This is a genomic window from Actinomyces capricornis (genome assembly GCF_019974135.1).
GTDB lineage: Bacteria > Actinomycetota > Actinomycetes > Actinomycetales > Actinomycetaceae > Actinomyces > Actinomyces capricornis.
Map to the genome: position 1 here is coordinate 2,289,599 of NZ_AP025017.1, position 11,973 is coordinate 2,301,571.

Annotated in this window: 8 protein-coding genes; 2 read left to right on the forward strand and 6 right to left on the reverse strand. The window is 74.9% G+C overall.

What is annotated here, in order from left to right; translation table 11 throughout:
* Nucleotides 1–54 precede the first annotated feature (54 nt).
* The 4 genes from MANAM107_RS09385 to MANAM107_RS09400 all read right to left on the reverse strand — a co-directional run bounded on the left by MANAM107_RS09385 (nt 55) and on the right by MANAM107_RS09400 (nt 2,794).
* Nucleotides 55–912: a thymidylate synthase gene (locus MANAM107_RS09385; RefSeq protein ID WP_308443618.1), complete on the reverse strand. Its 858-nt coding sequence runs from the start codon at nt 910–912 to the stop codon at nt 55–57.
* Nucleotides 909–1,586 carry a hypothetical protein gene (locus MANAM107_RS09390; RefSeq protein ID WP_223907713.1) on the reverse strand — a complete coding sequence of 226 codons (678 nt, stop codon included), beginning with the start codon at nt 1,584–1,586 and terminating at the stop codon, nt 909–911. The genes MANAM107_RS09385 and MANAM107_RS09390 overlap by 4 nt, the downstream gene beginning before the upstream one ends.
* An 81-nt stretch (nt 1,587–1,667) precedes the next feature.
* Nucleotides 1,668–2,114 carry an OsmC family protein gene (locus MANAM107_RS09395; RefSeq protein ID WP_223907715.1) on the reverse strand — a complete coding sequence of 149 codons (447 nt, stop codon included), beginning with the start codon at nt 2,112–2,114 and terminating at the stop codon, nt 1,668–1,670.
* A 185-nt stretch (nt 2,115–2,299) separates the two neighbouring features.
* Nucleotides 2,300–2,794: a DUF2505 domain-containing protein gene (locus MANAM107_RS09400; protein ID WP_223907717.1), complete on the reverse strand. Its 495-nt coding sequence runs from the start codon at nt 2,792–2,794 to the stop codon at nt 2,300–2,302.
* 156 nt (nt 2,795–2,950) lie between these two features.
* Between MANAM107_RS09400 and MANAM107_RS09405 the strand changes: the two genes are divergently transcribed.
* Nucleotides 2,951–4,423, forward strand: a complete 1,473-nt coding sequence (locus tag MANAM107_RS09405; RefSeq protein ID WP_223907720.1) for a sensor histidine kinase — start codon at nt 2,951–2,953, stop codon at nt 4,421–4,423.
* A 91-nt stretch (nt 4,424–4,514) separates the two neighbouring features.
* Here MANAM107_RS09405 and MANAM107_RS09410 read toward each other — a convergent pair whose 3' ends face one another.
* Together MANAM107_RS09410 and MANAM107_RS09415 are read right to left on the reverse strand one after the other, a co-directional pair.
* Nucleotides 4,515–4,763 carry a WhiB family transcriptional regulator gene (locus tag MANAM107_RS09410; RefSeq protein ID WP_179900557.1) on the reverse strand — a complete coding sequence of 83 codons (249 nt, stop codon included), beginning with the start codon at nt 4,761–4,763 and terminating at the stop codon, nt 4,515–4,517.
* A 208-nt stretch (nt 4,764–4,971) separates the two neighbouring features.
* Nucleotides 4,972–9,108, reverse strand: coding sequence for an FHA domain-containing protein (locus MANAM107_RS09415; RefSeq protein WP_223907723.1), 4,137 nt, complete (start codon nt 9,106–9,108; stop codon nt 4,972–4,974).
* Between the two features lie 330 nt (nt 9,109–9,438).
* Here MANAM107_RS09415 and ligA point away from each other — a divergent pair, with 330 nt between their 5' ends.
* A complete protein-coding gene (ligA, locus tag MANAM107_RS09420; protein ID WP_223907726.1) occupies nt 9,439–11,973 on the forward strand; it encodes an NAD-dependent DNA ligase LigA in 2,535 nt (844 codons plus the stop codon).

Here is an 11,973-nt window from a genome sequence, read left to right on the forward strand (position 1 = left end):
TGCCAGGTCTGGTTGCGCCCGGTGCTGTGCGGTGGCGGCCGCGTGGCCGCCGGCCTAGACGGCCACCGGGGCCTTGATCGCCGGATGGTGCCTGTAGCCCTGGGAGGCGTCGATGCCCTCCATGGTGTACTCCCCGATGGAGGCGGCGCGCTCCAGGCGCAGGGTGGGGAAGGGGTGGGCCCGGGGCACGCGGGAGAGCTGGGTGCGGACCTGGTCGACATGATTGTCGTAGATGTGGCAGTCCCCGCCGGTCCAGATGAGCTCGCCCGCCTTCAGACCCGCCTGCTGGGCCAGCATATGGGTGAGCAGGGCGTAGGAGGCGATGTTGAAGGGCACCCCCAGGAAGAGGTCCGCGCTGCGCTGGTAGACCTGCAGGCTCAGGCGCCCCTGGGCCACATAGCACTGGAAGAAGGCGTGGCAGGGGGCCAGGGCCATCTGGTCGAGGTCGGAGACGTTCCAGGCCGAGACCAGCATCCGTCGCGAGTCGGGATCGGTGCGCAGGGTCGTCAGGAGGGTCGTGATCTGGTCGATGGCTCCACCCTCGCGCGTGGGCCACGAGCGCCACTGGGAGCCGTAGACGGGGCCCAGCTCGCCGGCGTCGTCGGCCCACTCATCCCAGATGGTGATGCCCCGATCCTGGAGCCAGCGCACATTCGTGGCCCCCTGGAGGAACCACAGCAGCTCCCCCTTGACGGCCTTCATCGCCACGAACTTGGTGGTCACCCGGGGGAAGCCGGCGGACAGGTCGTAGCGCAGCTGGCGGGCGAACAGGGATCGGGTCCCCGTGCCGGTGCGGTCGGCCTTGGGCGTGCCCTGCGCCAGGACTTCGGCCACGAGGTTCTCGTAGGCGACGTCGACCCCCCGGGGGGCATGCAGGCCCATCGCCTCCAGGGCCGGGTAAGCGGTGCTCATACCTCAATGACCTCGGCCGGGTCGATGAGGGCTGCGGGGCCCAGCGCTGCCTGAGTGCCCTCGATGACGTGATTGGCCAGGGCGCGCCCACCGGTCCAGCCGATGGCCGCGCCGATGCCGAAGGGCAGCAGGCGCCCCAGTGCCAGGGCGCCGCCCTTGGCCGCCGTCTTCTTGACCATGCGCTTGGCCAACTGGGTGTTGACCGAGCGCACCGTGGGCAGCGGCATCTGGGCGAGCATCTGGGCGGCCCAGAACAGGGAGGTCAGGCCCAACTGGCCCTGGACCGCCTCGGCCCCCTCGCGGCCCAGCAGCGCCGAGAGCACCAGGGCCCGACGGCGCTCGACGTCGACCACCCGCAGCCCGTGGAGCTCGGCCACGGTGAGCACGTAGGTCACGGCCGAGGCCACGAAGACGGCGGTCTGCCCCACCGTCAGGGCGGCTGCGGTGCCCGTGCCCACCGACGGCAGCGCCGCGGAGGCCCCCACCGCGCCGGAGGAGATCCCGGCCTCCCGGCGGAAGCGCGCGGCCGCCATCTCCACCAGCTCGGCGTTGTCGGCGCCCGGCCGGTCCCGGCGCATACGGGCCACGCGCTCGGTGATGCGGGCGGCGGGGATGTCGATGGCCTTATTGATCGCCCTTTCCAGGGCGGTGGGCCTGCCGGCTGAGGTGGACAAGGGTGCCTCCTGGGGTGAGATGGCGGGGATGGTGCCCGGTCGTGGTGGTCGAGGCGTCGCGGACTGCGCGCTCGTCCGCGCCTAGTCCTCGTCGGGGTCGACGATCTCCAGGGTGATGGCCGCGCCCTTCTCCAGGGTATGGCCCACGGTGCAGGAGCGATCGATCGCGCCCTCGACCCGCTCGGCCAGCACGGAGCGCTTGGACTCATCCAGGCCCGACAGGTCGGTGACGATCTCGACCTGGAAGGACTCGTAGCGCTCCTCCGCCTCGTTCTTGACCGTGGAGCAGCCCACGGTGGCGGCGAAGCCCTCGCCCAGGGCCTTGGCCAGGCGGTGGTCGGCCGACAGGGTGTTGCAGGTGGCCAGGGCGATCTTGAGCAGCTCACCGGGGGAGAACTCGCCGGGGCCCATGCCCACGCGCACTTCGGCGCCGTTGGCGTTGTGGCCGACGTACTGGCGGGTTCCCACGCGCTCGGCCCACACGGCGCCGGGGGCGGAGGACTGGGGGGTGGTGCTGGATTCAGTCATGCGGCGATCGTGCCATACGCGCGGGTTCATCCCCGCCCTCGAGGCCCCGGTGCGCGCCGGGCGAACCGGGAATAGAGGCGGGGTTCGGGCCCCGCCATGGGCGGCGCCCGGGGTGCGGGCACGGCGCACCCCGGGCGCTCACTGGCCGTGGTCGCCGGCCTCGCCGGCCACAGTGGCCGGCGGTCTCAGTGGCCGGCGAGCCAGGCGGCGGCCCGCTGCTCCTCATCGGCGACGACGCGGTCCACGCGGCTCATGGCCTTGTCCTCGATGGTCTTGCCCACCAGCGGCACGGTGACGTTGAGGTCGAGGTCCACGGTGACGACGGTGGCCTCCTGGGCGGGGGCCATGGTGGCGGTGGCGCTGGCGCGCACCGGGGCGCCCTTGACATCGATGTCGTAGGAGCCGGTGCGCGATCCGTCCGCGGCGGCCTCGCCCCAGGACTCGGTGACGGTGAAGGTCACTCCCGAGCGCACCAGCTTGGCCGCGGCAGCGGGCAGGCGGGAGGCGTCCACGTGGCCGGCGATGGTGGCGGCGAAGCCCTGCCCGCGCTGGGCGACGTCGATCGCGGCGTCCTGGAGGCCCACGCGGGCCGCGCGCTCCTTGTGGTAGTCGGGGTCGGCCAGCATGGCGCTGGTGCGGGCGGGATCGGCGGGGTAGGTGATGGTGATGGTCTTCCTCATGGCGCGATCCTGCCATGAGCACCGCCGGCTCACGAACTGCAGAGCGCGGTGCAAATCCAGACAATTGCCAGGATCTGAACCGGATGCGGCCGGTGGGTCCGGTGTGCCTCGTGTGCTCAATGGGACGGCGCGGCCCGCTCCCGATACCCTGGTCGGGTGCCCATCTCACTGCCGCGCTCCCTGCGGGACTCCACCGACCTGTCCGATACCGACCTGGACTGGATCCACCAGCTGATGGCCGACTGGCAGGTGGTGGCGGACCTGTCCACCTCCGACCTGGTGCTGTGGGTCCAGACCGGTGATGGGCGCTTCGTGGCCGCCGGGCACACCCGGCCCTCCAGCGGCACCACCGTCCACCTGGAGGACGTCATCGGCAGGCGCATGCCGCTCTCGCGCGAGGCCATGGCCACCGAGGCCCTCCTGCACGCCCAGATCAGGGAGGCCCTCGAGCCCTACTGGACGGGCACCTCCGCCGTCCACGAGACCTATGTGCCCGTCGTGCGCCAGGGGCGAGCCATCGCCGTGGTCACCAAGGAGACCTCCGTGGGCGTCATCCGCGGGGGGCGCATCGTCGAGCGCGAGATGGACGAGCTGGCCGATGCCCTGTGCCGCATGATCGCCGAGGGCTGCTTCCCGATCTCGGGGGCGGGCACCACCATCCGCCACGGCACGCCCCGTGTGGCCGACGGCTTCCTGCGCCTGGACGCCGACGGCAAGGTCCTGTTCGTCAGCCCCAACGGGCGCTCCTGCTTCCACCGCCTGGGCCTGGAGGGGGAGCTCGACGGCCTCGTGCTGGCCGAGGCCGTCACCTCGATCATCCCCCCGCGCACGCCCGTGGATGAGGCCCTGGCGGTGGTGCTCATGGGCCGTCAGGCATGGCTCACCGAGGTCGAGGCCAGCGGGGTGTTCCTCACCGTGCGCTCCATCCCCCTGACCCTGGAGGGGCGGCGGGCCGGGGCGATCCTGCTGGTGCGCGACGTCACCGAGGTGCGCCGCCGCGAGCAGGTCCTGCTCAACAAGGACGCCACCATCCGCGAGGTCCACCACCGGGTGAAGAACAACCTGCAGACCGTCTCGGCCCTGCTGCGCATGCAGGCCCGCCGCGCCTCCAATGAGGAGACCCGCCACGCCCTGGCCGAGGCCGAGCGCCGCGTGACCACCATCGCCACCGTCCATGACGCTCTGAGCCACAATGTTGATGAGCGGGTGGATTTCGATGAGGTCTTCTCCTCCGTCCTGCGCATGGCGGCCATGGTGGCCACCCCCAACGGGGAGGTGCGCACCCGCCTGGAGGGCTCCTTCGGCGTGGTCGATGCCGATATCGCCCAGGCCCTGGCCACGGTCCTGGCCGAGCTGGTGACCAACGCCGTCGAGCACGGCATGGAGGGCATGGACGGACGCGAGGGCCAGGTGGTGGTGCGGGCCGAGCGCAACGGCGACGCCGTGGAGGTCCATGTGCTGGACAACGGCAAGGGCATCGTCCCGGGCAGTCTCAGGTCAGGGCTGGGAACCCGGATCGTCACCACCCTGGTGCGCGGCGAGCTGCGCGGCACCATCGACTGGCAGCCGGGCCCTCACGGGCAGGGCACCGATGTGGTCCTCCACGCCCACCTGGGCCAGGAGCGCTGAGCGGGGCCGCCCTCGAGGGCCCTGTGCGTCGTCGGGTGCCCCCGCGGTGCTGGGGGCGGGGGCTGCGGCGGGGCGGTCGGGTGGCGTCGGATCAGGAGGAGCGGCGGGCCCGGGCGGCCCTGCGCTTGAGGGAGCGGCGCTCGTCCTCGCTCATGCCGCCCCACACGCCTGCGTCCTGGCCGTTCTCCAGGGCCCACTTCAGGCAGGTGTCCACCACCTCGCAGCGCGAGCAGACCTCCTTGGCCTGTGCGATCTGGGCGATGGCCGGACCGGTGTTGCCGACGGGGAAGAAGAGCTCGGGGTCCACGGTGAGGCATGCTGCCTGACTGCGCCAGTCCATGAGGGCTCCCTTCAAGGTTCTCCATCGCGGTAGGGCACGCGCCTCATGCGCAGGGGCGGCCCGCCGCTTCCGCGAACTACCTTCACACGCGCGCGGGCGGCGGGCAAGAGTCCGGGGGTGAGACCTGCGCCGTGACCCTGTCGTCATGCTCACAGGGCTTTTTCAGAAGGGCGGTGCGGGCCAGTGCGGGCCGGCCCGTGCAGGGGCATCAGGGCAGCGGAGCGGGGTCGGGCGCCACGACCTGGATGGGCATGCAGGATCCGCGGTGGACCAGGGCCCCGCGCCCCGGCAGCGTCAGGGCCTGGGGGTCGATCACCGCGCGCAGCCCCATCCCGGCGACCTGGGCGGCCGGCCCCAGGCCGGGCCACAGCACCACCACGGCGCCCCGCTCGCGCAGCAGGGCCAGTGCACCCCGGTAGGTCGCCGCGGCCCGCTCCGTCGTGGCACTGGCCAGGACCGTGGCGCCCCGGTCCAGGGCGGCCTCCACGGCGGCCTGGACGCCGGGGTCACGGCGGTCCAGGTCGTCGACGACGAGCAGCGCGCCCTGCCCGGCCTCCTGCAGGGCCGCCTGCACTTCCTGCCCGCCGCGCGACGGGGCCGGGCCGGGCCCCGCGCTGGTCCCGTTCTCCGCCGGCACCCGGCCCCCGGGCGCCGGCGCGAGCCCTCGGCGTGGCCCGATCGCCTCGATTCGGCTCGCCCGAGTGCCGATCACCACCGCGCTGAGCGCCTCGGGCCGGCCGAGCTCCACCAGGGCGCGCCTGAGGGTCTCCAGGGCGGTGGAGCGCCCGGAGCCCGGCGGCCCCACCACCAGGACGCTCAGACCCGGCTCCAGGATGAGCGGCCCGGCCTCGTCACCGCCCACGGCCCAGGCCCCGGGCGGGGCGCCGCCAGCCCCCAGCCTGCGCGGCAGGGGCCTGAGGCGCATGGGCCCCGGCCCGCGCCCGCCGGCCTGCCCACCCCGCCCCTGCACCGTCGACCCGGGCGGAGGCACATGGGCGGGGTCGGGCCACGGCGGGGGCAGGACCACCTGGCAGGCGGTGGCCGATCCCGCCCGGAGGATGGCGCCGCGGCCCGCGCCGGCGCCGGTGACCGTGCCGTGGGGCAGCCCCGCCAGTGAGGCCTGCGCCGTCGTGCAGGCCCCCAGCACCAGGCGCAGCCCGATGGAGCCGGCCCAGCGGGTACTGGCGGCGGCCAGGGGCGCGCTGAGCACCAGGCGGGTGCCGGTGGCGCCGGCGGTGCGCAGCACGGACTCCAGCAGGGCGTGCCCCTGCCCAGGACCGAGGGCCTGGTCGACCGCCGGGAGGAGGGCTTCGACGTCGTCGAGGCACAGCAGGCTGCCGCACAGGGCCCCGCTGGCCGCCAGGGACCACAGCCGGGCCAGGCGCCGCGGATCCTCGGGCCCCACCACGGTGCCCACCGGATCGGTCCCCGGCGCGCCTGCCGGATCCTCCGCCCGGGCTCTTGGATCCGTGCCCTCATCGCCGGCCCCGGGCATCGCGGTGCGCAGCGGGCCCGCCGCCGGCCCGCACACGTGCACCCCCACCCCGATGCCGGCGGCCTGCGCCGCGATGGAGGCCAGGGCGGTGCTGCGCCCCGAGCCCGGGGCGCCCAGGACCAGCAGGGGAGCATCGAGGCTCCAGCGCCACAGCCCCAGGCGCTGCTCCTCGGGCAGGTCGGTCAGGGCCACCACGACCCCCTGGGCCGGGAGGAGACGGTCATGAGCCGCGCCCGGCCCAGCGGCCTGGGGGTCGAGGGACTCACCGCCCCGGTCATGGCTGTGCCCGCCGCACTGCCCGCCGCACCGCTCACCGCCTCCGGCGTCGGCCCCGGGAGCCACGGGCCCTGCGGATGAGCCCGGGTGCAGGGCCGTGCCCGGACCGCCTGAGGCCTCCACCATCGCCTGGGCCCGGTCGGCCTCCACCCGCTCCGGCAGCGGAGGCGCCCAGGGCCGCCACGGCTCCGGGCCGCCCGCCGCGGCCTCGGCGATCCGGTCCACCAGGGCGGCCAGCCGCTCCGGCGGGCCGCACCAGGGAGCCTGGAGCACGCCCGGGACCGGCCGGCCCCCGCCCCCCAGTGCCTCAGCCCACGGCGACCAGCGCTCCGCCTCCGACCCCGCCGGCCGCCCCGACAGCCCCTCCGCCGGCCGCCTGGACGCGCCGGGTGCCTGCGCGCCCTCGACCAGGACCCGCCCCGCATGCGGGGGCAGCCGGGCGGCGCCGTCGTGCCCCAGCACATCGCGCGAGTCGCCCGCATCCAGGACCCTCAGGCACACTCGCAGGGGCGTGTTGGCCCGCACCGCGGGGGAGACCGCCCCCTGGGGCCGCTGCGTGGACAGGATGAGGTGGATGCCCAGGCTGCGGCCCTGCGCGGCCACGCGCACCAGGGAGCCGAGAACCTCCGCGTGCTCCGCGGCCATCGCCGCGAACTCATCGACCGCCACCACCAGGCGCGGCACCACCACCTGCGCCGGCAGGCCCGCGATGTCCTTGACACCGTGACGGGCCAGGAGCCGCTCACGACGGCGCACCTCGGCCTCCAGCGAGCTCAGGGCGCGCCGGGTGCCGGCGGGATCGAGATCTGTCAGCACACCGGCGGTGTGGGGCAGGCGCTCCAGAGCACCGAAGGCGGCGCCGCCCTTGTAGTCCACCAGGACCAGGGTCAGCCGGCTGGGCGGAGTGCCCAGGGCCAGCTGGAGCAGCCAGGCCACCAGCAGCTCGGACTTGCCCGAGCCGGTGGTGCCCGCCAGCAGGGCGTGGGGGCCGTGCCTCACCAGATCCGCACGGACCGGGCCGTGGGCCCCCACCCCCAGGACGGCCTCCAACCGCGCCGCGCTGCCCGCTTCGGCTCCACTCGGACCTGCGGCGCCCTGCCCGCCCCTGCCGGGCCCGGCGCCGCTCGCCTGACCACCGGTCCGGGAGGGGCCGCTCGACGGCGAGTGCCCGGAGGCCGACCAGCGCTCGGCCAGCTCCCCGCTGTCGAGCGCCTCCAGCTCCTCGACCACCTGGCTCAGGAGCACCTCCCGGGGCACGCGCCCCGCCCCACCGGTCCCGCCCGCGGACTCGTCGGTGAGGCCCTGGAGGCGGCAGACGGCCCGCCACCACACCGGAGTGCAGGAGGGGGCCTCCACGGGTGCGCGCAGCACGCTCAGCGCCGTTGCCGGCACCCGGTCGCCATGGCATACCAGCAGGCTCGCCGAGCACTCCCGCGATGGCGGCCCCCAGAGGAGCTCCACCCCGCCCGGCCTCAGGCGGATGCGGGCACAGGCCCGCGCCAGGACCTGGGCGCACCACCAGGCCATCGTGTCGTGGGCCGCCGGGCCGCTGAGCGCCAGGCAGTCCCCATCGCGCAGCGAGAGGACCCGACGGCGCCCGGCCCCGTCGGTCCACGCCCGCAGCGCGTCCTGGGGCCCCTGGGAGCCCCTGCCCCGGGAGGCGCCGGAGCCGGAGGCCTCCTCCTCAGGGCCCCCGGTCATCCCCTCGACCCGCCGGCCGTCAGTCACGACCAGGCAGGGGGCGCGGGCGGCCAGGGCCAGGAGCATGGTGGGCGGGTCGGGCCTGCCCGAGCGCCAGCCCGGCCGGCCAAGCCCCTGGCGCCGGGCCCGCCGGGCCTCGCGCCCCTGCCCGCCGGCAGAGCCCCTGGCCTGGAGCAGGGGGATGAGGCGCATGAGGGCCATGAGCACCATGGGGGCCAGCATCACCAGGCCCATCGCGCCCCGGCTGCCCGTGCGCATGGCGACAATCCCCAGGACCACCATGACCGCCACGCACAGCAGGCTCGCCGTGAGCATCCAGGCGGCCGACTGCGGAGCGGGCGGCGCGGGGACCGCCAGATCCAGGGGCCGACGGCGCAGCTCCACCAGGGTCCCGCCCATCCGCAGTTGGGCGCCCTCACCCAGCCGTGCCTCCCCGCGCAGCCTCAGCCACAGCGGCCCCACCCGTCTGCGGGTGCCGTTGGCCGAGCCGGCGTCGCGCACCAGCAGCCACCGGTCGCGCTCGCGGGTGCGCAGGTGGCGGCGCGAGATGAGGGGATCGGTGAGCACCCCATCGCGCCCGATGCCTCGGGCGCCCCCTGCAGGCAGCACCAGGCCGGCGTCGGGCCCCTCCAGGACCGCCAGATGCCAGCGCGAGGCCAGGGCGGCGCCAGCGGCCTGCGCGGCCAGCTCCGCCTGGGCCGCCCGCTCGGACTGCTCGGCCTGCTCGGCTGCTCGGCCCGGCCCGGCCGCCTGCCGGTGGGCAGGGGCGGCCGAGGCGCCGGCAGCCCTGCCCCACAGGAGGCGCGGAAGTCGCAGGAGACGGCCTTCACCGGTGGCGCGCTCCCGGGGGCCTGGGAGGAGTGCGATGCTCATGGGCCGAGGGTGGCCCCGGCGCTCGCGGCTGTCCTCCTCAGGCGCCGGCCCTGTGGACAGCGCACCGCTGTGACGGGTTATCCACCGCTGCTGCCTCCGGACCTCGCGCATGATGGCGCGAACACCGGCCGCGGAGGTCGCGGAGGCCGTGGAGGACACGGAGGCGAGGCGGCGGTGGTCGGGCTGGGCGACGAGGCGCCGGGACGCCCGCGGTGCCGCCGGCCGGGCCGCCGGCCGGCTGTGCGCGGGCCGCGGATCGCCCGGCCACATGCGCCCCGCCCCACAGCTGCTTGAGCGGGACGCTGGGCCGGGTAGGGGATGATGTGCCCCATGCACACCGCCAGTCCTCATGAGACCGCCCCCGGGGCGCCCGCGGCTCCTTCGAGATCAGGGGGGGCTGGGGGGCTATCCGCCATCCCCGCCGACCGGCGCGCCCGGTGGAACGAGCTGGTCCTGAGCATCGAGGGCGCCCGCGACGCCTACTACAACGCCCTCGACGCCCAGAGCCCCATGTCCGACGCCGAGTACGACCGCCTCTACCGCGAGCTGGAGGAGCTGGAGTCCGTCTACCCGGCCCTGGCCGCGGCGGGCTCGCCCACCCAGAGCGTGGGCGGGCGGGCCACCACCGACTTCGCCCCCGCCCCGCATCATGAGCGCATGTACTCCCTCCAGGATGTCTTCTCCATCGAGGAGGTCCAGGAATGGGCGGCGCGCATGGTTGCCGAGACCGGCATCCCCGACGAGGATCTGGCCATGACCGCTGAGGTCAAGATCGACGGCCTGGCGGTGGCCCTGACCTATGAGGACGGCGTCCTCACGCGGGCAGCGACCCGTGGGGACGGCACCACGGGCGAGGATGTCACCGGCAATGTGCGCACCATCGCCGATGTTCCCCGCGTCCTGTCGGGGACCGGCCACCCCCGCCTGCTCGAGGTCCGCGGGGAGGTCTACTTCCCGGTCAAGGGGTTCGAGGCCTTCAACGAGGCCCGGCGCAGCCAGAACGTCGAGCGCGAGGCCAGTGGGGCCCCCCTCCTCCAGGTCTTCGCCAATCCCCGCAATGCCGCCGCCGGCTCCCTGCGCCAGAAGAACCCGGCCATCACGGCCTCCAGGCCCCTGTCGATGATCGCCCATGGGGTGGGGGCGGTCATCCTCCACGACGGCCAGGGGCCTGTCGCCCAGCAGCACGAGTGGTATGAGCGCCTCCAGGCCTGGGGCCTTCCGGTCTCCCCGTACAACGCCGTCGTGCGGGGCCGCGCCGGGCGCGAGGCCTACATCGAGCGCTACGCCGCACACCGCCACGACCTGCTCCACGAGATCGACGGCATCGTCTTCAAGATCGATGACCGTGCCGTGCAGCGGGCGCTGGGCGCCACCTCCCGCGTGCCCCGCTGGGCGGCGGCCTACAAGTACCCGCCCGAGGAGGTGCGCACCCGCCTGCTGGACATCGACGTCCAGGTGGGGCGCACCGGCCGCGTCACCCCCTTCGGCATCATGGAGCCCGTTCTGGTGGCGGGCTCCCGGGTGGCCCGGGCCACCCTCCACAACGCCACCGAGGTGGTCCGCAAGGGCGTGCTCATCGGGGACACCGTCATCGTGCGCAAGGCCGGTGATGTCATCCCCGAGATCCTGGGGCCGGTGCCCGAGTCGAGGGACGGCTCGGAGCGGGGCTTCGTCATGCCCGAGCACTGCCCCTCCTGCGGCACCCGCCTGGCCCCGGCCAAGGACGGCGACGTCGATGTGCGCTGCCCCAACACGCGCTCCTGCCCCGCGCAGGTGACCGAGCGCATCGCCCATATCGGCGCGCGCGGGGCTCTGGACATCGAGGGCCTGGGTGATGAGGCCGCCAGCGCCCTGACCCGGCCCGACGCCGGGCGCACGGAGGCCCTGGCCGCCCTGGCCGCGGGCCACAGCCTGGAGACCGAGCGCGGCAGCATCTCCATCCCGGCGCAGGAGCTGGAGGCGATGGCGGTCTCCGAGAGGGTCGATGCCGTCGCCGAGCGGATCCGGGCCGCGGGGATCCTCGAGCAGCCGCCGGTCCTCGACGGCGAGGCGGGCCTGTTCGACCTGGCCGAGGAGGATCTGCGCGAGGTCTTCGTATGGCGCGCGGTCACCCGGCGCGGGACCCCCACCGGCGACTGGCGTCTGAGCCGCTTCTTCTGGACCAAGCAGGTCTACGCCCCCGATGGCCGGGTCAAGAGGCCCACCGCGGCATCCCGGAGCACCACGGCGATGCTCGCCCAGCTCCGGGCGGCCAGGGACCGGCCCCTGTGGCGCATCCTCGTGGCCCTGTCCGTGCGCCATGTGGGGCCCACGGCGGCCCGCGCCCTGGCCGAGCGCTTCGGCTCCCTGGAGGCCCTGTGCCAGGCCGACGAGGACCAGCTCGCCCAGGTCGAGGGCGTGGGCCCCACCATCGCCGCCTCCTGGGTGGCCTGGCGCGAGGTGGACTGGCACCGCGAGATCCTCCAGCGCTGGAAGGCCGCGGGTGTGCGCATGGTCGACGACGGCCCCACCGCGGCCTTCCCGCCCGCCGGCGCCCCTGGTGACGGCGGTGGCGGCGCGGCTGCGGGGGCCGGCGCCCCCGGGGCGCAGCGCACCCTGGAGGGTCTGACGATCGTGGTCACCGGCTCCCTGGAGGGCTACACCCGCGATGAGGCCAAGGAGGCGATCATCTCCCGAGGGGGCAAGGCCGCCGGGAGCGTGTCGAAGAGGACGAGCTACGTCGTCGTGGGGGACAAGGCCGGTTCCAAGGAGGCCAAGGCCCGCCAGCTGGGCCTGCCGATCCTCGATGAGGAGGGCTTCACCGCCCTGCTGGAGGGCGGCCCCACGGCGGTTGATGCCGGCGCCGCCGGTGGGCAGTCGGACTGA

Coding starts and splice junctions, on each gene's coding strand:
- MANAM107_RS09395 (WP_223907715.1), bottom strand. CDS start 2,114: ATGACTGAATCCAGCACCACCCCCCAGTCCTCCGCCCCCGGCGCCGTG.
- MANAM107_RS09415 (WP_223907723.1), bottom strand. CDS start 9,108: ATGAGCATCGCACTCCTCCCAGGCCCCCGGGAGCGCGCCACCGGTGAA.
- MANAM107_RS09400 (WP_223907717.1), bottom strand. CDS start 2,794: ATGAGGAAGACCATCACCATCACCTACCCCGCCGATCCCGCCCGCACC.
- MANAM107_RS09410 (WP_179900557.1), bottom strand. CDS start 4,763: ATGGACTGGCGCAGTCAGGCAGCATGCCTCACCGTGGACCCCGAGCTC.
- ligA (WP_223907726.1), top strand. CDS start 9,439: ATGCACACCGCCAGTCCTCATGAGACCGCCCCCGGGGCGCCCGCGGCT.
- MANAM107_RS09385 (WP_308443618.1), bottom strand. CDS start 912: ATGAGCACCGCTTACCCGGCCCTGGAGGCGATGGGCCTGCATGCCCCC.